Source organism: Caballeronia fortuita (assembly GCF_001544835.2).
Classification (GTDB): domain Bacteria; phylum Pseudomonadota; class Gammaproteobacteria; order Burkholderiales; family Burkholderiaceae; genus Caballeronia; species Caballeronia fortuita.
This window is the reverse complement of sequence record NZ_FCNX02000004.1, coordinates 1-19328: the sequence shown is the minus strand read 5'-3', so window position 1 is coordinate 19328 and position 19328 is coordinate 1. Positions and strand designations below refer to the sequence as shown.

Annotated in this window: 18 protein-coding genes and 2 pseudogenes; 11 read left to right on the top strand and 9 right to left on the bottom strand. The window is 61.9% G+C overall.

What is annotated here, in order from left to right:
• The first annotated feature begins 343 nt into the window (after positions 1 to 343).
• Both AWB77_RS09145 and AWB77_RS09140 read left to right on the top strand, forming a co-directional pair.
• Positions 344 to 2299 (top strand): potassium transporter Kup, encoded by a 1956-nt coding sequence (locus tag AWB77_RS09145; protein ID WP_061134122.1) that lies wholly within the window; start codon positions 344 to 346, stop codon positions 2297 to 2299.
• Between the two features lie 9 nt (positions 2300 to 2308).
• Entirely contained in the window at positions 2309 to 3589 is a 1281-nt protein-coding gene (locus tag AWB77_RS09140) for an MFS transporter (RefSeq protein ID WP_167354135.1), read from the top strand.
• A 19-nt stretch (positions 3590 to 3608) separates the two neighbouring features.
• Here the strand turns inward: AWB77_RS09140 and AWB77_RS09135 are convergent, their stop codons facing one another.
• Both AWB77_RS09135 and AWB77_RS09130 read right to left on the bottom strand, forming a co-directional pair.
• Positions 3609 to 3818: a hypothetical protein gene (locus tag AWB77_RS09135; RefSeq protein WP_061134121.1), complete on the bottom strand. Its 210-nt coding sequence runs from the start codon at positions 3816 to 3818 to the stop codon at positions 3609 to 3611.
• A gap of 38 nt (positions 3819 to 3856) precedes the next feature.
• Positions 3857 to 4063 (bottom strand): hypothetical protein, encoded by a 207-nt coding sequence (locus tag AWB77_RS09130; RefSeq protein WP_061134120.1) that lies wholly within the window; start codon positions 4061 to 4063, stop codon positions 3857 to 3859.
• A 140-nt stretch (positions 4064 to 4203) separates the two neighbouring features.
• Between AWB77_RS09130 and AWB77_RS09125 the strand changes: the two genes are divergently transcribed.
• Positions 4204 to 4581, top strand: coding sequence for a DUF3022 domain-containing protein (locus AWB77_RS09125; RefSeq protein ID WP_063936501.1), 378 nt, complete (start codon positions 4204 to 4206; stop codon positions 4579 to 4581).
• A gap of 4 nt (positions 4582 to 4585) precedes the next feature.
• Here AWB77_RS09125 and AWB77_RS09120 read toward each other — a convergent pair whose 3' ends face one another.
• Positions 4586 to 4921, bottom strand: coding sequence for a hypothetical protein (locus AWB77_RS09120; protein WP_157694785.1), 336 nt, complete (start codon positions 4919 to 4921; stop codon positions 4586 to 4588).
• Between the two features lie 456 nt (positions 4922 to 5377).
• Positions 5378 to 5962, bottom strand: coding sequence for a glutathione binding-like protein (locus tag AWB77_RS09115; protein WP_061134117.1), 585 nt, complete (start codon positions 5960 to 5962; stop codon positions 5378 to 5380).
• A 172-nt stretch (positions 5963 to 6134) separates the two neighbouring features.
• Here AWB77_RS09115 and AWB77_RS09110 point away from each other — a divergent pair, with 172 nt between their 5' ends.
• Positions 6135 to 7253: a GGDEF domain-containing protein gene (locus AWB77_RS09110; RefSeq protein ID WP_063936499.1), complete on the top strand. Its 1119-nt coding sequence runs from the start codon at positions 6135 to 6137 to the stop codon at positions 7251 to 7253.
• 7 nt (positions 7254 to 7260) lie between these two features.
• Here AWB77_RS09110 and AWB77_RS34300 read toward each other — a convergent pair.
• Positions 7261 to 7401: pseudogene (locus tag AWB77_RS34300) on the bottom strand (hypothetical protein); the annotation flags it as partial.
• 2 nt (positions 7402 to 7403) lie between these two features.
• On the opposite strand from AWB77_RS34300, the pseudogene AWB77_RS37420 reads away from it, so the two are divergent.
• A pseudogene (locus tag AWB77_RS37420) lies at positions 7404 to 7505 on the top strand (LysR family transcriptional regulator); the annotation flags it as partial.
• Positions 7506 to 7508: 3 nt separating this feature from the next.
• Here the strand turns inward: AWB77_RS37420 and AWB77_RS09105 are convergent.
• Entirely contained in the window at positions 7509 to 9224 is a 1716-nt protein-coding gene (locus AWB77_RS09105) for an ATP-binding protein (RefSeq protein WP_061134115.1), read from the bottom strand.
• A gap of 156 nt (positions 9225 to 9380) precedes the next feature.
• Here AWB77_RS09105 and AWB77_RS09100 point away from each other — a divergent pair, with 156 nt between their 5' ends.
• From AWB77_RS09100 to AWB77_RS09080, 5 genes are all read left to right on the top strand, one after another.
• Positions 9381 to 9917: a DUF4142 domain-containing protein gene (locus AWB77_RS09100; RefSeq protein WP_061134114.1), complete on the top strand. Its 537-nt coding sequence runs from the start codon at positions 9381 to 9383 to the stop codon at positions 9915 to 9917.
• A gap of 25 nt (positions 9918 to 9942) precedes the next feature.
• Positions 9943 to 10326, top strand: coding sequence for a DUF1801 domain-containing protein (locus AWB77_RS09095; protein WP_061134427.1), 384 nt, complete (start codon positions 9943 to 9945; stop codon positions 10324 to 10326).
• A gap of 222 nt (positions 10327 to 10548) precedes the next feature.
• Positions 10549 to 12765, top strand: coding sequence for a TonB-dependent siderophore receptor (locus tag AWB77_RS09090; protein ID WP_061134113.1), 2217 nt, complete (start codon positions 10549 to 10551; stop codon positions 12763 to 12765).
• Between the two features lie 173 nt (positions 12766 to 12938).
• A complete protein-coding gene (locus AWB77_RS09085) occupies positions 12939 to 13955 on the top strand; it encodes an ABC transporter substrate-binding protein (RefSeq protein WP_061134112.1) in 1017 nt (338 codons plus the stop codon).
• Positions 13956 to 13993: 38 nt separating this feature from the next.
• Positions 13994 to 14941 (top strand): TauD/TfdA dioxygenase family protein, encoded by a 948-nt coding sequence (locus AWB77_RS09080; protein WP_061134111.1) that lies wholly within the window; start codon positions 13994 to 13996, stop codon positions 14939 to 14941.
• A 7-nt stretch (positions 14942 to 14948) separates the two neighbouring features.
• Here the strand turns inward: AWB77_RS09080 and AWB77_RS09075 are convergent, their stop codons facing one another.
• Positions 14949 to 15452: a DUF2165 family protein gene (locus AWB77_RS09075; protein WP_061134110.1), complete on the bottom strand. Its 504-nt coding sequence runs from the start codon at positions 15450 to 15452 to the stop codon at positions 14949 to 14951.
• Between the two features lie 248 nt (positions 15453 to 15700).
• On the opposite strand from AWB77_RS09075, the gene AWB77_RS09070 reads away from it, so the two are divergent.
• Positions 15701 to 17284: an alanine/glycine:cation symporter family protein gene (locus AWB77_RS09070; protein ID WP_061134426.1), complete on the top strand. Its 1584-nt coding sequence runs from the start codon at positions 15701 to 15703 to the stop codon at positions 17282 to 17284.
• Here the strand turns inward: AWB77_RS09070 and AWB77_RS09065 are convergent.
• Both AWB77_RS09065 and AWB77_RS09060 read right to left on the bottom strand, forming a co-directional pair.
• Complete coding sequence (locus AWB77_RS09065) at positions 17281 to 18030, bottom strand: carbonic anhydrase family protein (protein ID WP_061134109.1); 750 nt, start codon at positions 18028 to 18030, stop codon at positions 17281 to 17283. The two genes, AWB77_RS09070 and AWB77_RS09065, sit on opposite strands and share 4 nt — an antisense overlap.
• A 115-nt stretch (positions 18031 to 18145) precedes the next feature.
• On the bottom strand, positions 18146 to 19036 hold the full coding sequence (locus AWB77_RS09060; RefSeq protein WP_061134108.1) for a LysR family transcriptional regulator: 891 nt from the start codon (positions 19034 to 19036) through the stop codon (positions 18146 to 18148).
• Between the last annotated feature and the right edge of the window lie 292 nt (positions 19037 to 19328).

Sequence of the window (19328 nt, the reverse complement as noted above, 5' to 3'; positions counted from 1 at the left end):
CAGGGCGATGGAACGGAGCAACCCGCCCGAAGCCGCCCGGAGAAAGGCTTGACGATTTCAGGCAGCAACTTATATCGCTAACCGTGCGCTTCGACCCCCTCTCGTTAAGCGCATCTTGCCCGCCTTTCGAGGCGGGCTTTTCTTTTTGGCGATCGTAGGAAAGAGCGAAGCAATTCCGTCACTATTTCGGCAAGCGGCTTTATGCATCGGACACAGAAAAAAAATCTACGCGGGCCCGTGTAAGCAACACTTGACTAAATGTATCGAAGCACATCCGCGTCACGGTTGCGGAATGCGTTTTGCTTGGGCGTTCGGCACAAAACACCGGAGACGCAAACGTCGAATGACATCGACTTCGAACGATGCCCGCACGCATAACTCACCGCACCCCACGCGCGATGGCGGACCACAGCGATCGTCGGCGGCGCCGAAGAAAGCGCTGACGGGACTCATGCTGGGCGCGTTAGGCGTCGTGTTCGGCGACATCGGCACGAGCCCGATTTATGCGTTGCGGCAAGGCGTGAGCGAAGCGGGCAACGTCGACGTATCCATCGTGATGGGCATGCTCTCGATGATCGTATGGGCCGTCGTCATCGTCGTGATGGGCAAGTACGTCTGCTATGTGATGCGCGCGGACAACGAGGGCGAAGGCGGCATCGTCGCGTTGACGGCGCTCGCGCGTTCCGGCTACGAACAGCAAGGGCGTCGTGTGCCGCATCTGCTTCTCATGGCAGGACTCTTCGGCGCGGCGATGTTCTACGGCGATTCGATGATCACGCCCGCCGTGTCCGTGCTTTCAGCGGTCGAAGGCTTGAGCCAGGTGAGCGCGAAGTTCGAGCCGTTCATCGTGCCCATCGCGGCCGTCATCCTCATCGCGCTCTTTCTGTTTCAGTCGCGCGGGACGGCGGTCGTCGGCAAGTCGTTCGGGCCGGTGATGCTGGTGTGGTTCGTCTATCTCGCGGCGGTCGGCATCTATCGGATCGTTGAGCATCCGGATGTGTTGCACGCGCTTTCGCCGATGTATGCGTGCTCGCTCGTCATCGCGCATCCGGCGCTCGCGTTCACCATTCTCGGCGCGGTGATCCTCGCGTTGACGGGCGCCGAAGCGCTCTATGCCGACATCGGCCACTTCGGGCGGCGCGCGATCCGGCTCGCGTGGCTCATCGTCGTGTTTCCGGCGATCATCATCGGCTACTTCGGTCAGGCCGCGACGATACTGCATCAACCCGGCGCGGCAAAGCAGCCTTTCTTCTTCGCGGCGCCTTCGTGGGCGCTGATCCCGACCGTGCTGATTGCGCTGCTCGCGACCGTGATCGCATCGCAGGCCGTGATTTCAGGCGCTTTCTCGATGACGAGCCAGGCGATCGAGCTCGGCTTTCTGCCGCGCCTGCGTGTGATCGAAACGTCGAAGTCACAGCGCGGGCAAGTGTATGTGCCTGCCGTGAACGCCGTCCTGTTCATCGCGGTGATGTTTCTCGTGCTCACGTTTCGCAGTTCGGACCGGCTGACGTCCGCGTATGGCATCGCCGTCGGTCTCACGATGCTCATCACCACCGTGCAGATGGTCAGCGTGACGCGCAACATATGGCGGTGGCCGTGGGCCGCCGTCGCCGCGCTCAGCGTGCCGCTCATCGGCATCGATGCGCTGCTCGTCGCCGCGAACGTTCACAAGATTCCGCAAGGCGGCTGGTTTCCCGTCGCAATAGGCGTGCTGCTTTTCATATCGATGGCGACGTGGCATCGCGGGCTCGAACTCGCGCAGGCGCATGCAGCGCGCGCGCAGCCGCTGTCCGATTTTCTGCGCGACGTGTGCGACAGCGTCGAGCCGCCTGCGCGCGTGCCGGGCACAGCCGTCTATCCTGGCAGCACGCCGGGCACGACGCCTTCTGCGCTCACGAGCAACGTACGCCACAATCGCGTGCTGCATGCAACGACGATCGTTTTCGCGAATCGCTCCGAATCGGCGCCGCGCGTCGACGAGCACACGCGCATTGAAGTGCGCGATCTCGGCGCGGGCTGCTTCGAGGTGATCTCGCGTCATGGCTTCGTCGAGCGGCCGAATCTGCCGCGCCTGCTCGCGTCGCTCGACGGACAGCTCGGTGACTGGCGCTTCGATCCGAAGCACACGACCTTCTTCTTGCCGCGCGACGAAGCGATGCCCGGCTGCTCGCACGGACAGATGCCGCGCTGGCGCGAGCGGCTTTTTGGGGAGATGTCGTTTCATTCGGCATCGAGCGCGGAATATTTCGGACTTCGAAGCGAGGATGTCGTCGAACTGGGCGTTCAAGTCGTGCTCTGACTCATAACTATGACAAAACACACTATCAAGCCGACGTACCCGCTCTTCGTCGTGAGCTTCTTCGCAGCGGACGTGCAGGCAGGCGTCGGCCCGTTTCTCGGCATCTATCTTCAGGCGCACGGCTGGACGCCGGACCGCATCGGCACGGTCCTCACCATCGGCGGAATCATCGGCATGCTCGTCACGACGCCGGCGGGCGCGCTCGTCGATGCAACGTCGCGGCGGCGCGCGGTCGTGGCGGTCGCGAGCGCGCTATCCATCGTCGCGGCCATCATCATCTGGACGTGGCAAGGCTTCTGGCCCGTGACGCTTTCGCAGATTGCGACCGCTGTCGCCGGTGCAACGATGGGCCCTGCGCTCGCCGGGCTCACGCTCGGCATCGTCGGACGGGAGAACTTCGACCGGCAGTTCGGGCGCAATCAGGTCGCGAATCACGCGGGCAATATTGCGGCGGCGATGCTGTCGGGCTGGCTCGGCGCATGGCTCGGCATGCCGTATATCTTCGCGTTGAGCGCGGCGTTCGGCGCGGGCTGCATACTCGCGGCGCTGTGGATTCCGCCGCGATCCGTGCATCGTCACTTTGCGCGCGGCATCGCCAAGGAAGACAGCGACGATACCGACGATTCGAACGACGTCCGCGCCGACGCCATGCGCGTGCTGTTGCGCAATCATTCGTTGCTCGTGCTCGCGGCGGCGCTTGCCGCGTTCAACCTCGGCAACTCGGCGATGCTGCCGCTCTACAGTCTCGCGGTCGCATCGACGCACACCGCCGATCCCAGTCACGTAACCGCGGCGAACATCGTGATCTCGCAGATCGTAATGTTGATCGCGGCTGCATGCGCGAGCCGCGCGATCCGTCGATGGGGCTTCTGGAGAATCATCCTCGTCACGCTCGCAACCTTGCCGCTGCGCGCGATGACCGCCGCGTGGATCGCGCCTTCGTGGGGCATCGTGCCGGTGCAGATGCTGGACGGTGTCGGCGCGGGCTTGCAGAGTGTTGCGGTGCCCGCGCTCGTCGTGCATCTATTGCACGGAAGCGGACGCGTGAATCTCGGGCAGGGCGCGGTGCAGGGCGTCGAGGCGGCGGGGGCGTGCATGAGCCCGATACTCGGCGGCTGGATCGCGCATCACTATGGCTATCCGGCGGCGTTTCTTGCGCTCGGCAGCTTGTCGGTCGTATCGCTCGCCATCTGGATCGGCTACGGTCAGCGCGTGCGCGGCTCGTTCGATACGCGACGCGACGAACTCGGCAAGCTCGCCGATGTTGATTCGTCGACGCTGTTCCGCTGACCGTTATTGCGCGCTCGTTTCACTCCTGCGCGGGCAGCATATCGGCCTTTGCGTTCGCGTGATTCTTCGCTGCCTCCATCGCCGCTTCGGCGCTCTCCAGTGGGCGATCGCGCATTTCGGTGAAGCCGTCCGCGTCGATCGTGTACGACCACGTGCATTGCCCGGTTGGATCGTGATCGATGGTGATTTCGACGTGATGCCCGTTGCGAACGTAAGTCTCGGTGGACATGATGTGCTTCCTCGTTGAATGGCAGGCGTGGCTATCGATCAAGGCTCGTTCGAGCCGGGCGGTACAGGATTTTTTTCCTGCGTCGATGGCAATGCGTTCTCCGACGCTTCGTGTGTGCGCTTGTTGCGTTGATCGAGCGCGTCCTGCTTCGTGTCGTGGTCGTCCGCCGACGCGGATTCGTCGCGGCCTGTCGGTTCGTCCATGTCGTCGGCGGTGGCGTGCGGCACAGGCTTGTCGGTCTGCATGGTGACCTCCGGAAATCGTGACGCGGCGTGCGATTGCACGCCTCGCATCGCGGAGTGAGCAAGTGCTGGTCCCGTACGCGTCGTATCGACAGGTTCGCGGCTTGCTTACGCGTGTATCGGAAAGCCTTCAGGAGAATGCGATGAAAGTGACCGATCAGGATCAGCGAGTGGACGAATTGCAGCAGGCGTTGTCGCGCGCATTCGTTGCGCCCAAGACGCCGACGATGGGCGTGGTCGACGAAGGCGACGACGTCGTGTTCAACGTTTCATGGGTCGTCGAGACGGGCCGCGACACGACACTCGATTCACGTTGCAGCGCAACGGTGCGGCTTGCGGCCCTTCAGTTCGAACGATACGGCGCGATGGACACGGCGCAACGTCTGATCGTGCAGGACCGCTTCACCGCAGCCGTGCAGGAAGCCTTTACGCGCTCGCGTTTGGGTCAACTGGACCCGGACGCCTGCTCGCTCGATATCCGCGCTGCTGATATTTGGTTCGACGTGCCCGAGACGCTATGACGCGTTACAGGCCCTGCGCGCCGCCATTGGTTGTCGAAGGGCTTGTTCCGCCGTTCGTGCCGCCGTTGCCGTTCAAACGCGGCTGCATGCCGCCCGAGCCTTGACGCGTTCCTGCGCCTGCGCCGCTCATGCCGTTGGTCGATCCGCCGACGCCGGACGGTCCCGTCGACGGGCCGATGCTCTTGCTGGAATTCGGCGTGATGCCCGCTGCATCCTGCGCGTTCTGCGCGCTCGATGGGCCGTGGCTCGCGCCGGGCTGCGTCTGATCGGCCGCGGCGAATGCGCCGCCCGAGAGCGCCATCAGTAAAGCAGAGAAAGCGATTGTGCGATTTGCCTGCATGACATGCCTCCGATGATCGATGTGCGTGTCATGCATGGCGCAAGGCGCGTTCCGGCTTGTGTCCGGGGACCACATAGCTCTGACTTGCTTCGCGGCCGATGGATCAATCGGGTGCGCGAGCGCGGGCGCTCCGCCGGTTTCCCTCGCATACCCGACGGCAGCGCGTAGCGCTGTGCCGATGCTCTTTCGTGCTGAACCAGCGCCCGTCGCGTTACGGCTAGTCAGACCGTGCGCGATCCAAGTCCGGTTGGTCCTATGAGAGCGACGCTTAGGCGAGTGCCACTTCCGACGAGAGGACTACCCAACGTGCGTATGACCGCGGGCCTAGAAAAGCTGCTTTCTTTGGTTACTTTCTTTGCAGCAGCAAAGAAAGTGACTGCCGCCCCGCACAGGGGCAGTACTAATAGACCACTAAGAAACCGGGATCCGGCCAACAACAGCACCGACGAACGCGGCTTATTCCAGCCCTTCGTGTTCGAACGCGAGCTTCACGGCGGGACGCTCGCGCATACGCGTGTAAAACGATTGCAGCTCGGCGGGCACGTCGACGTTCATCTTCCGCGCCCACGTCAGCATCGTGAAAAGATACGCATCCGCGACGCTCGCTTGATCGCCGAACAGGTAATCGCCGCGCATCGTCTTCGCGAGGAGCGCGAAACGCTGGCCGATTTTCTCGCGCGCGGCCTTCGCTTCGTCATCCGATGTCGGCCGGAAAACGCGCCCGAACTGCTTGTGGATTTCGGTCGAAATGAACGCGAGCATTTCGAGCAGGCGCATGCTGCCATCGTCGCCGGAAGGCGCAAGTGATGGCGCTTTCTGCGCGACCCACGACAGGATCGCGATGTTCTCGGTGAGGCGCCTGCCGTCGTCGAACTCGATGACCGGCACATATCCCTTCGGGTTGATATCGCCGAACGGCTTGCCGTCTTCGGTGACCTTCGTCTTCAGATCGACCTTCACGCGATCGAAGTCCAGGCCTGCTTCGTGCATCGCAATGTGATCGGCTAGACTGCATGCGCCGGGCGCGTAATAGAGCTTCATGCTGCGCGTCTCCTTGGTGATGGCTGTACGGGAAACCATCGTGCGAGCAAGTCGTATGCCGCGCGACTAAAGCTTTGTCGCGCATGTGCCGATAACCGGTATGCGCTGCTTCAGCCGCGCCCGAAGACAAAAGGTAAGACAGGGTCTGCCATGTTACGTGGTGGCCTAACTCATGTTCCACACACCCGACACAGACACACTCAGGCTTTGCAGCGTGCTCGCGAGCACGGCGTTCGGGCTCGTCTTCGCGCTGGTGCGCTTCGGTCGGCGTATCGAACCGCAGTTCGTGCACTGGTCCGCGAGCGCGTTTCTCTACGCGGCGGTGCTGACCGATTTCGAATTCGCGCGCGGCAATACGCTCATGATCGCGCTGCTGCTCGGCGCGCTCGCGGCGACCAACATGCTGATCGTCTCAGGTTTGCGCGCGTTCGACGGCAAGCCGCCTTTTCGATGGTGGATGCTTGCGCCGGTGCTCGGTTGTATCGGCGTGCATATCTTGCCGGGATGGATCGGCGGGCGCATTCCGTCGATGTCGATGCTCACCAACGCCGGCGATACCATCACCATCGCGATCTCGGCGGCGATCACCGGTGCGGCGCTCTGGTCGAGCGGGCGGCGCGAGCACAGCCGCGCACGAAGCATCGCGGGTCTCGCGATGTTCGGCTATCTGCCCGGCTACGCGGTGACGCTCGCGGCTTATCTGTCGACGGCGCCGCGCATCAACTATCTCGCGCTGATTCCGATGCTTTCCGATCAATTGCTGCTCGGCGTGCTCAACCTCGGCCTGCTCGCGATTCCCGCCGAGCGCGCACAGCGGCGTCTGCGCGATGCCGCGCTGCGCGATCCGCTCACGGGCGTCTGGAACCGCGCGGGATTCGATGTTTGCGCGCGTCGTCTCGCGACGCCGGGTGCGGCCGTGCTCGCCATCGACCTCGATCATTTCAAGGAGATCAACGACCGGCACGGTCATCTCGCGGGCGACAACGTGCTGATCGAACTTGCGCGGCTCGCGGGTGCGGAAGTCGAAGCGCTGGGCGGCGAGTTCGGACGGCTCGGCGGCGACGAGTTCATCGCGATCGTGCCCGCATCGCACGCAGCGAATCCGCAGGCTCGCGCCAATCAGATTCACGACGCGTGCCGCCGATACACCGAAGGCATGCCCGATTGGACGACGAGCATAGGCGTATCGCAGATCGGGGCACCCGATGCGAGCTATCACGATGCATTGCAACGCGCGGATGTCGCGCTGTATCGCGCGAAGCTCGCCGGCCGCAACACGCTGACCGTCTGAAGCACGTTCACGTCGATGCGCGCAACGTGTGCGCAGCCGCGACCATGTTACGCAGCGCGGGAATCACTTCATCCCACTGACGCGTCTTGAGCCCACAGTCGGGATTCACCCACAGACGTTCGGCCGGAATGCGCTCGGCCGCCTTCTTCTTTTCTCGGCACGCGCGAAGCCGATGCCGGCATCGACTATCTCGCGGCGTTCATCGCGCTTGCGAAGAAGGCGGACTGGGTGAAGTCGCGCGTGACGCGTTGACCTTCAGTGCCGCGTATCGAGCGCGTTGCGCACGGTGCGGGCGAGGTCATCGAAGGTGAAGGGTTTCTTCAGCAGCACGACCCCTTCATCGAGCCGCCCTTCATGGAAGATGATGTCGCGCGTATAGCCGGACGCGAACACCACGGCCGCGTTATACGGCGGCGCGCTCGCGATCTTCGCGAGCGCATCGGCGCGGATGGTGCCGGGCATCACGACATCGCTGAAGAGGAGGTCGACCTTCGGGTTCTTGCGCAGCACTGCAAGCGCCGCGTCCGCATCTTCCGCCGATAGCACCTTGTAGCCGAGCTGCGCGAGCATGTCGATGGTGGATAGACGCACGTCGGCATCGTCCTCGACGACGAGCACGGTTTCGCCGCCTCTCGATGCGCCCGGCCGCGCGCCGTCCAGGTCCTGCGATTCGGACTGCGTGCAGCGCGGAAAGTACAGCGCGACGGTCGTGCCTTCGCCCACCTTCGTCTTGACGTCCACGCAGCCCGCGCTTTGCGACACGAAGCCGAACACCATGCTCAGGCCCAGTCCCGTGCCCTGGCCTTCGGCCTTGGTCGAATAGAACGGTTCGAACATGCGTGCCTTTACGCTGTCGGGCATGCCTGCGCCGTCGTCGGTGACGGCGAGCCTCACGTAGTCGCCCGCCGGCAGTGCGAGGCCGGCCGTGTTCGCATCGCCGAGGGTCGCGTTCTCCACTTCGAGCAGGATGTTGCCGCCCTGCGCGATGGCGTCGCGCGAATTGATGACGAGATTGAGCAGCGCGTTTTCGAGCTGATGGCGATCGACGAACAGGTTCCACGCATCGTACGATACGGATGTCTTCAGCTTGATCGATTCGGGCAGCGCGCGTTGCAGAAACTCGCACATGTCCGCGACGAGCTTCGCCGGATTGACGACGGCCGGATTGAGCGGCTGACGCCGCGCGAACGCGAGCATTTGCGCCGCGAGCTTGCCGCCGCGCGCGACGGCTTCGCTCATCACGTGCAGCCTGCGCGTGAGTTCGGGTTTGTCGCGCGTGGCAAGTTCGATGAGTTGCAGATTCGCCGAGATGATCTGCAAGACGTTATTGAAATCGTGCGCGACGCCGCCAGTGAGGTTGCCGATGGCTTCGAGCTTCTGCACCTGGCGAAAGCGCTCTTCGGCCTCGACGCGCGCCGCGACCGCTTCCGCGACGCGCCGCTCCAGCGTCTGCGTGAGCTTGAGCAGCTTGTCTTCAGCGAGCACTTTTCGGGTCGTTTCGACGACGACGGCGATCACGCCCGCCGGATGCCCGTCATCCTCGGCGACGGGGCTGTAGTGCAGGTCCATCCACACGTCTTCGGGCTGACCGTTGCGGTGCAGCGTGAGGCGCTTGTCGGCATAAGAGAGCGTCGCGCCAGAGAGGCAGGTATCGACGACATTGCGATTGAAAGCGGCGATTTCCGGCCATCCTTCTTCGACAGGTTTGCCGAGCAGAAACGGATGACGCCCTCCGGCGAAGCCGGCGTAGGCGTCGTTGTAGATCATCGTGCCGGCCCGGCCCCACAGCATGACGAGCGGCACCGGCGACGCGAGCAGAAGCTGCACGGTCGCGCGCAGACTCTTCGACCATCGATCGATCGGGCCCATTGCCGTATCGGACCAGTCGAAGGCGGCGATGCGCGAGGCCATCTCGCCGCGCCAGCCTTCGCAGTCGAAGGATTGCTCCGGCCAAACCGATTCCAGTTTCATAGCGATGAAAGCACGATTGAAGATGCCGCTGTTCTTTTGAAGCGAAGGTGATATCTTAGTTCAAGCATGACGATGAATTCCAATAAGGCGAGGCTTTCGGACGCATTCGGGCGCTTTCGCGGTAAAGTCTTCGCGTCCATGAGAAGGGAGACGCGAATGACGGGCAAGGGCATCGCGGCAGCGTTCATGCTGCTGCTGGCGGTCACGATGCGCGCGCACGCAGGGGAGCCGCTATCGGACGAACAAATGCTGGGCGTCGTCTTCGTTGCCGATCAGGCGCAAATCGCCGCGGCAAATGTCGCCCTGCGCAAGACGCGCTCCAGCAGTCTGCAGGTCTTCGCGAAGCGGATCGTGTCGGAGCATGCGCAGGTGAATCAGGAGATCGTCACGCTGACGCAGCGCTTCGGCACGCAGCCGCAACGCAGCCCGACGAGCGACGCCCTGACGCAACAAAGCAACGACGATATCGCCGAGCTCGATCAGACCAGCACCTACGATTTCGACGAGGCGTATCTCGAACACGAGATCGCCTTCTTGCAGAAGCTCGTGCATACCGTCGACGACTACATAAGCACGACGCGCAGCGCGCAGGCGCGCACGCTTCTGATCCGCTCGCGTCCGTCATTCATCTTTCATCTCGATCAGGCGCAGCGACTGCAGATCACGATCGGCAGCCCGGGCCTCATCCGTTGACAGGGAACACGGCATGGAGAAACGCATGAACGCATCCGAACGAATCGACGCGTTGATCGCGAGCATCACCGATTGGCGCGGCGAAACGTTCGCCGAGATGCGCAAGATCATCCTCGCTGCGGACGGCGAGATCGTCGAGGAATGGAAGTACATGGGCAGCCCGGTGTGGTATCGCGACGGCATGATCGCAGTAGCCAACGCGCACAAGGGCAAGGTCAAGCTCACGTTTGCCAACGGCGCGAGCCTGCCCGATCCCGGCAAGCTATTCAACGCAAGCCTGGAAGGCAATGCGCGGCGCGCGATCGATTTCTTCGAAGGCGACACGATCGATGCGCAAGCGCTCCAGGACCTCGTGCGCGCGGCGATTGCGATCAATCAGGCGAAATCGAAGAAGAAAACGGCTGGCTGAGTCTCTAGCGGTCTTCCATGTCTCTGCTCGGCCGCGCCATAAAGCAGCCATTTTTCGTTCCGCATTTTTTTTGTCTGACGTTCCACTTTTTTGCGGAACAGTATCGTCTCCGGACCGAAACGCTCGAATCGTCCTTTACAAATACAGAACAGCTTGTCACAATGCGTCCGCAAATAATAACGATTCGCATTCACGCACGCAACGATGTCCACGAAAACGAGTATGAAATCAAGAATAGTGAGCCCGGTCGCTCTGCGGCCATTGGATCTAGCGGCGCTGCTGCTATTCGCGGCAGCGCCGCTTGCCTACGCTCAATCGGCGGATGCGCCGTCGAGTGCGCCGGCGCCGGCATCGACCTCGAACACGCCTGACGCGTCGACAGCGCCCGCGGACAGCACGCTGCCAGCGGTGAAGGTCACCGCGCAAGCCGTCGACGAGCCTTATGGTCCGACGAAAGGCTACGTCGCAAAGGAATCGACCGCGCTCAAGACGGGCACCTCGCTATTGGAGACGCCGCAGTCTGTTTCCGTTGTCACGCGCGAGCAGATGGATCAGCAGCACGCGCAGACGCTGAACGCGGCGGTGCGCTATGTGTCGGGCGTGACGCCCGAAACGCGCGGCGGCATCGCAACGCGTTACGACATGCTGAAAGTGCGCGGTTTCGACGCCGATAAATACTGGAACGGTCTCAAACTGCTCGATAACGGCTGGTACGCCGTGCCGCAGATCGATCCGTACTTGATGGAGCGCGTCGAAGTGCTCAAGGGGCCGGTGTCGGTGCTCTACGGTCAGGCAGCAGCGGGCGGTTTGCTCGATCAGGAAAGCAAGATGCCGACGGTCGTGCCGCTGCATGAAGTGGGCATCGAGTTCGGCAACTACGCGCACAAGGCCGCGAAGTTCGACTTCTCCGGGCCGATCGCGGGCGATGACCGCTATCTGTATCGCATCACCGGTATCGCGCGTTCGGAAGACGGACAGGTGCAATCGACGTACAACAAGCGCATCGCGATCGCGCCGTCGTTCACGTGGCGTCCGGACAACAAGACGTCGCTCACGTTGTTCGGGCTTTATCAGCACGATCCGCGCAGCACGTCGTACGGCAGCGTGCCGCCGCAAGGCACTGTGCTCTATAACCCCAACGGCAAATTGCCGAGCGACTTCTACGACGGCGATCACAACTTCGAGAGCTTCAATCGCGTGGAGGAATCGATCGGCTACAAGTTCGATCGCAAGCTCAACAACGCGTGGACGTTCCGCTCGAACGCCCGTCTGCTGCATCTCGCGCAGGACTACAAGAGCGTCTATGCAAGCGCGCTCGAAGACGACCTGCGCACGCTGGATCGCGGCACGGCTGCGTCGCGCGACAACCTCAACTCGATCCAGTTCGACAATCAGATCGAAGGCAACATCTCGACCGGTCCGATCGATCATACGGTGCTGTTCGGCTTCGACTATCAGCATTACGCGAGCAACTTCGACGCGGGCTTCGGCACGGCGCCATCGCTCGACATGTTCGCGCCGAACTACAACATGGCGATCACGCCGCCGGACCGTTATCACCAGGTACTGAGCGGTACGCAATACGGCGTCTATGCCCAGGATCAGGCGCGTTGGGGCAACGTGATCCTCACGCTCGGTGGACGCGAGGACTGGGCGAGCAGCGATTCGAACAACACGACGTACGGCGTCGTATCGCATCAGTTCGATCGCGCATTCACGGGCCGCGCGGGCCTCACGTATGTATTCGATAACGGCATCGCGCCGTACGTCAGCTATACGGAATCGTTCACGCCACAAGCGGGCACCGACATCAACGGCCAGCAGTTCTCGCCCGAGAAAGGACGTCAATATGAAGTTGGCGTGAAGTTCCAGCCGAAGGGTTACAACGCGTTCTTTTCGGCCGCATTGTTCGATCTGACACGCAAGAATCTTCTGACCGTGAACGCGGACAACCCGAACTTCCAGTCGGCGGTCGGCGAAGCGCGCTCGCTCGGCGTCGAACTCGAAGCGAAGGCGAGCCTCACCGATTCGTTGAACGTCACTGCAAGCTATACGTATCTGAACACGAAGTACACGAAGGACAACAGCGGTCTCGAAGGCAAGTTCCTGCCCGCAATTCCACAGAATCAGGCTTCGTTGTGGGCGTATTACACGGTCAATCGTGGTCCGCTCGCGGGTCTGTCGATGGGCGCGGGCGGACGTTACACGGGCACGACGTACAGCAGCGACAACAGCTTCAAGGTATCGAGCTTCTTCCTCGTCGATGCCACGCTGAACTACGATCTCGGTCGCGCGATGCCGCAGTTCAAGGGCGTCGATCTCTACGTGAATGCGCAGAACCTCTTCAATAAGGAATATGTCGCGTCGTGCTACTACGGCAGCTGGTGCGCGTTCGGCTACGGACGCCAAGTGTTCGCCGGCATGAACTATCACTGGTAAGCATGTTGCACCGCACCGCGTCTTTCGATGACGTGGTGCGTCGAGTTCCATCGTCGTGAGCGCCGCCCGGCGCTTATCGCGAACGAAGCTATCCGTATCGGGATTTCTTCGTTCGCGTGTGAGGAAGCGGCGAGTACATTGTCTGCTCGCCGCGCTTCCACGATACCCCCTGCATGACGACGACATCTTCATTGCAACGCCTCTTCGCCGCGTTTGCGTCGATGGCGGCGCTCGTCTTATCGCCGCACTTTGCGCACGCGGAAGGCAACGTGAAGATCGTCGATCAATACGGCATCGGTTCGTTGTTGCTCAAGGTGGCGAAGGATCAGAAGCTGATCGAGAAGGCGGGCGCGCGTTCAGGGCTTGCCATCGACGTCCAATGGAACACGCTCTCGGGCGGCGCGGCGGTGAACGAAGCGCTGCTTTCGGGCGCGGCGGATATCGCGACCATCGGCATCGGGCCATTGATGACGATATGGGACCGCACGCGCGGGCATCAGGATTTTCGCGCGATGTCGGCGCAAAGCGCGGTGCCGGTCTATCTCTTGACGAACGATCCGCGCATCCGCAGCATCAGGGACATCGGCGAGAAAGATCGCATCGCGGTGGTGTCCGTCGCCGTGTCGCAGCAAGGGCGTCTTTTGCAGATGGCATCGGCGAAAGCGTTCGGCGATGCCGATTACGCGCGTCTCGACCGCTTCGAAGTCAACATGCCGCACGCCGATGCGACGACCGCGATGTTGTCGGGCAACTCAGTCATCAATCTGCACTTCTCCAACGCGCCGTATCAGTATCAGGAGCTCGAAGACCCGAAGATCCACAAGATCACCAGTTCCACGGATATCCTCGGCGGGCCGTCGACGGGCAGCGTCGTCGTGACGTCGGAGAAATGGCGCAAGGACAATCCGAAGACGTATGCCGCCGTGCGCGCGGCGCTCGACGACGCCGCGAAGCTCGTTCAGCAGGACAAGGCACAAGCGGCGGCCATCTATATTCGCCAGGATGGCTCGAAGCTCTCGCCCGCGTTCATCGAACGCATTTTGAGCGACAAGGAAACGAGCTTCGTGACGACCCCGCAAAACACGTTGCAACTGGGCACGTTCCTGCATAAGGTTGGCGTGATTCGTCACGAGCCGAAGTCATGGCGCGATTACTTCTTCGCCGACGATGCGAACGCGCAAGGCAGTTGAGCGCGTAATTATTTATCCGATTTAAAAAGGAATCCGAAATGAACGCAGCCGCTATCGAGAACGAAGCCGAAGTGACCGTCAGTCCGCTTTCGGCGCATATCGGCGCGCAGATCGGCGGCGTCGATCTGACGCGTCCTTTGTCCGTCCGGCAAGTCGACGCGATCCGCGCCGCGTTGCTCAAGTGGCGCGTGATTTTCTTCCGCGAGCAGTTTCTGACCCACGGACAGCATGTCGCGTTCTCGGCGCAGTTCGGCGAGCTGACGGTGGGGCATCCGGTGTTCGGGCACGTCGACGGCCATCCGGAGATCTACTCGATTTCGAAGTTCCGCAAGGCCACGCGCTTCGACGGTCAGTCGGTGCTGCGTCCGTGGACCGGCTGGCATACGGACGTGACGGCCGCGGTGAATCCGCCGTTCGCATCCATTCTGCGCGGCGTGACCATTCCGCCCTATGGCGGCGATACGCAATGGACCAATCTCGTGATCGCATACGAGAAGCTATCCGCGCCGCTGCGCGCTTTCGTCGATGGCCTGCGCGGCGTGCATCGTTTCGCGCCGCCGCAAGGCGCGAGCGGCACCGATGCGTTCAAGAAGGCGGTGAACGAACACGCGCTCGTCAGCGAACATCCGCTCGTGCGCGTGCATCCGGAAACCGGCGAACGCGCGCTGTATGTGAGCCCGGGTTTCCTGAAGCACATCGCGGGGCTCGCGCCGCGTGAGAGTCAGGTGTTGCTCGAATTGCTGTGGGAGCACGTGACGCGGCCGGAGTTCACGGTGCGGTTCAAGTGGGAGCCGGGCAGCATCGCGTTCTGGGACAACCGCACGACCGCGCATCTCGCGCCCACCGACATCTTCGATCTCGACTTCGATCGTCAGTTGTATCGCACGACGCTCGTCGGCGATGTGCCAGTGGGACCGGACGGACAGCGATCGGTGGCGATCGAGGGCACGCCCGTGGGCGCGGCGGCGGCGGTCGCATTGAATTGATCGACGTTCATTCGATCGACGGACGAAGCGGTTCGGCACGCGTCACGAAAACCAGAATCACAAGAAACGTGATGAAAAAGCGGAACGCGCTTTCCGTGCCGTTCCATTGCTGTGATTGCCACATCGCGAACCATTCGCCGCCGATCGACATGAAACAGACCTGCCACGTCAGATAACCGAGCGTGAGACCGGCGATCGCCCAGCGTTTGGCTTGCGCGAACGCCGCGTTGTCACGCCGCAGCGCGCGCGCCATCGCGATCACGCCTGCCCAGCACAACAGCGCGGTGACCGTTTCGAAAAAAATGATCACGTCATAGCCGAGACGCTGCAGCACCGGCGACGTAATCGCGCGATACATGTTGGCATTGCCGGGAAACGTCGTGTCCATGCGCAAGACATGCACGACGAATTGCAAGTTGCTGCCATAGTCCGTCAGGTTGCCGAAGCTGACGAGCGAGGCGAGCAGAGCCATCGAAGCCACGGCGAGAAGTTTTGCGAGTCGTTCGGCCATCCCGTTCTCCTGACGCGTTGTGCACGAGATTGTGCAAGAGACAAATGAGTTGCGCATGATGTCTTGTCGCAACTAACCGTCTGATTTTCACGCATCCGATGAATGCGTGACGCCTGACCGTATAATCGCTGCCTCGCATACGTTTGCGTGCCAGCCAGGCACGCCCCGCCGGCATCGAACGACGCCGGTTCATCAACATTCCGCAAGCCTGTCTGAGTCAGGTCGAAGCAACCAAGGAACGCCCAAGCGTGGAAAGTCTCTTCCAATCCGTGAATGCATTGTTCGCGTTCATTGCGCCCGTCTCGGATTTTCTGTGGGAGTTCCCCACTAATTTCAGCGTTTATTCGCGGATTCCCGTGCTCGGGCAGTTCTCGTTCGCGATCCTGTTGCTCGTCGGCGTCGGCATTCATTTCACGATTCGCACGCGTTTCATCCAGACGATGAACGTCGGCAAGATCGTGCGCATCATGCTGCGCAGACAATCGTCGAAGACGGGCGTGAGCGCGCTTGCATCGTTCATGCTCGGTCTCGCGATGCGCGCGGGGCCGGGCAATATCGTCGGCATCACGGGCGCCATTTCAGTCGGCGGGCCGGGCGCATTGTTCTGGATGTGGGTGGCCGCGTTCTTCGGCATGGCGACCGCGTTCATGGAATCGACGCTCGCGCAGCTCTTCAAGGAAAAAAAGCACGACGAGTTCGTCGGCGGCCTGCCGTTCTATGGGCGGCGCATTCTCGGCGACAGGCGCATCGTCGGGACGTTTCTATCGCTCGTGTTCATCGTCTACGCGCTATTCAACGTGCCGCCGCAGACGTTCAACGTGTTCACCGCGATAGGCACCATCGCCGACACGTTGACAGGCACGCATCTCGCGCGTCAGTCGACGGTCTATTACGCGATCGCGGCCGTGCTCGTCGCGGCTTGCTCGTTCATCATCATGGGCGGCATCCGGCGCGTGACCGCTTATACCGACGTGCTCGTGCCGATCAAGGCAACGCTCTTCTGCCTGATGTCGCTCGTCATCATCGTCATCAATCTGCCGCTGATTCCATACTTCTTCCATGAGGTGATCGTCGGGGCGTTCGCGCCGCATGCGCTCTTCGGCGGCGCGATCGGCACCGCGCTCGCGCAGGGCGTGAAGCGCGGGCTGATGTCGAACGAAGCAGGCCAGGGCACCATCACGATGGCGGCCGCGATCGCCGACAACGATCATCCCTGCGAGCAAGGCTTCGTGCAAAGTCTCGGCGTGTTCTTCGACACGATGGTCATCTGCACGATGACCGGCTTCATCGTCGTGATGGCGCACGTGTGGACCGGCACCGTCGATGGACAGGCGTGGGAATCGGTCAGGGCATCGAAGATCACGGTGTATCTCGCATCGGTCGAAACGCTCGTGCCGGTTTCCGTTGCGCACGTCGTGAAGATCGTGATGTGCGTGTGTTATGGGCTGTTCGCGTTCACCACGCTGCTCGGCATGATTTCATTCGCCGAAATTTCGGCTAACTTCATTTCGCGCAGTCGAGGTTTCATCGTCGGCATTCGCGTCGTCGGTTCGCTCGTGTTCGTGCCGTTTGGCGCGCTCACCGTGCTCGCCGGGCTCGAGTTGCCGAACCTGTGGGCGCTCTCCGATCTGATGAACATCGTGATGGTGTTGCTCAACGTGCCGATCCTTCTGATCGGTCAGCGTCTCGTCTATAAGGCGCTCGCGAACTATCGTGCGACGCGCGGCGCGATGTTCGTGTCGGAAGATATCGGCGTGGGCACGCAATACTGGTCGGCGCGGCGCGGTGTGCGCAGGCAAGAGGATGTAACGCGTGAGCGTGTCGAAAGCTAGGACGTAAGGAAGTCCACCGCGCCCGTGTTGATGTCGTACATCGCGCCGGCAATCTTGATGGCGTGCTGATTCTCCATATCGGATAGCACGGCGCTGTCGCGGCGAATCTGCGCGATGGTCAGTTCTACATTTTTACGCGCCACTTTATCGACGAACGTGTAGTTCGTGGCGCTGCGCTCGCCATCGTATTGCGTTGCATCCACGGCGGGTTTGATGCGCGCGAGCAGCGCCGTGAGATGACCGAGCTCGGCATTGGCGATCGCGCCTTTGATCGCGCCGCACGACGTATGGCCCATCACGAGCACGACCTTTGCGCCCATCAGCTTGCACGCGAACTCCATGCTGCCGAGGATATCGTCGTTCTCGATATTGCCCGCGACGCGGCAATTGAAGATATCGCCGATGCCCAGATCCATGATGACTTCCGCGGGCGCGCGCGAGTCGATGCAACTCAGCAGCACGGCCGCGGGATATTGTCCTTTCGCGCTTGCTTTCTGTTCCGCAAGGTAATTGCGCGCCTTGCGTTCGCCTCGGCGAAAGCGCTCGTTGCCGCGCTTCATCGCATCGAGAATCTGTTCGGGCGACATGGCGTCGCGTTGCGCATGCGTCAAGGCATCGGCATGAGCGGACGTGATGAAAAGCGGCGGCGCGGCGATTCCCGCGATGGTCGCGGATGCAACCGATTTGAGAAAGCCCCGGCGGCATTCAGGTGTGCATTGCAGCGGACGCTTCAATTCTTCGCGCATGACCTTGCTCCTCGATCAACGAGATGCGGCCTTCTTCCCGACGCTCTTGCGAAATGAAGTTTGGACGAAAACGCGCCGATTGCAATGCGCGCTTGTTCTGATGACAACGTAAGGGCTATGAAGTAACGATCTGCCGCACGATATCGAGGAAGTTCGTGGTCTTCGCCGTGGTCGCGTCGATGCGCGATGCCAGTGCGAGACGAATCGTGATCGCGCTGCCGAGCGCGTCGGTGTACGCGACGCCATCGACCTGTATCTGACACACGGACGCCGGAACGAGCGATACGCCGAATTCCGCCGCGACCAGGTTCACGACTGAGGAAAGCTGCGGAGCCTGCTGTCCGGCGATCGGCTCGAACCCAGCTTCACGGCACGCACCGATGATGACGTCATGCAAGGTCGGACTCGCTTCGCGCGGCAGCAACACGAACGCATCGTCCGACAGTGCCGCGAGCGGCACCTTGCGCTTCTTCGCGAGCTTGTGCGTGGCGGGCAGCACGATTTTCATCGGCTCGATCGCGATGTGATTGATCTGCACGCCAGCGGGCGACTGGCTGCCCAGACGAACGAACGCGACATCGACACGGCCCGCATCGAGATGCGCGAGCAGTTGCGCGGTGTTGCCTTCGGTGAGCGTGAGCGTGACGTTCGGATAAGCCTGCCGATACGAACGAATGAGCTTCGACACGACGGGGTTGAACGCCGCCGATCCCGTGAACCCGATATTGAGCTGCCCGATCTCGCCGCGCCCCGCGCTCTGCGCCTTTTCGATGGCGAGACGCGCGTCGTTGATGAGGCGCTTCGCATCGGCGGCGAAAGTCTCGCCGGCCTCCGTCAGCACGACGCCGTGCCCCGTGCGCCGGAAGAGCCGCACCCCGAGTTCGTCTTCGAGCGCGTGAATCTGCTGACTGAGCGGCGGCTGGCCGATGCCGAGCCGCTCAGCCGCGCGCGTCACGTTGCGCTCCTCTGCAACGGCCAGAAAATAGCGGATATGGCGCAGTTCCATGCGATATCTGTAAAAGATATTTCAGAAAGACGAGATAGATATTGGACAGTATATCAATCGCGCGACAAAATACCGCTATCGCGCAGTGCGCGGGCTAGAACTATCCCCGAATACATCGCCGGCCGCTCGTGTAAGCGTATTGGCAGGACGGGTCGCGCCCGTGCCGTGCATGGACTCGTGCATCGGCGGCGCGCGAATCGTCAATCAGTTTGGAAGGGGTCTAGCATGGCTGAAGCCGTAAAAAAACCAAGGCCGGAGTACCGGAACATCGGGATCGGTCAGATCGCGAAGT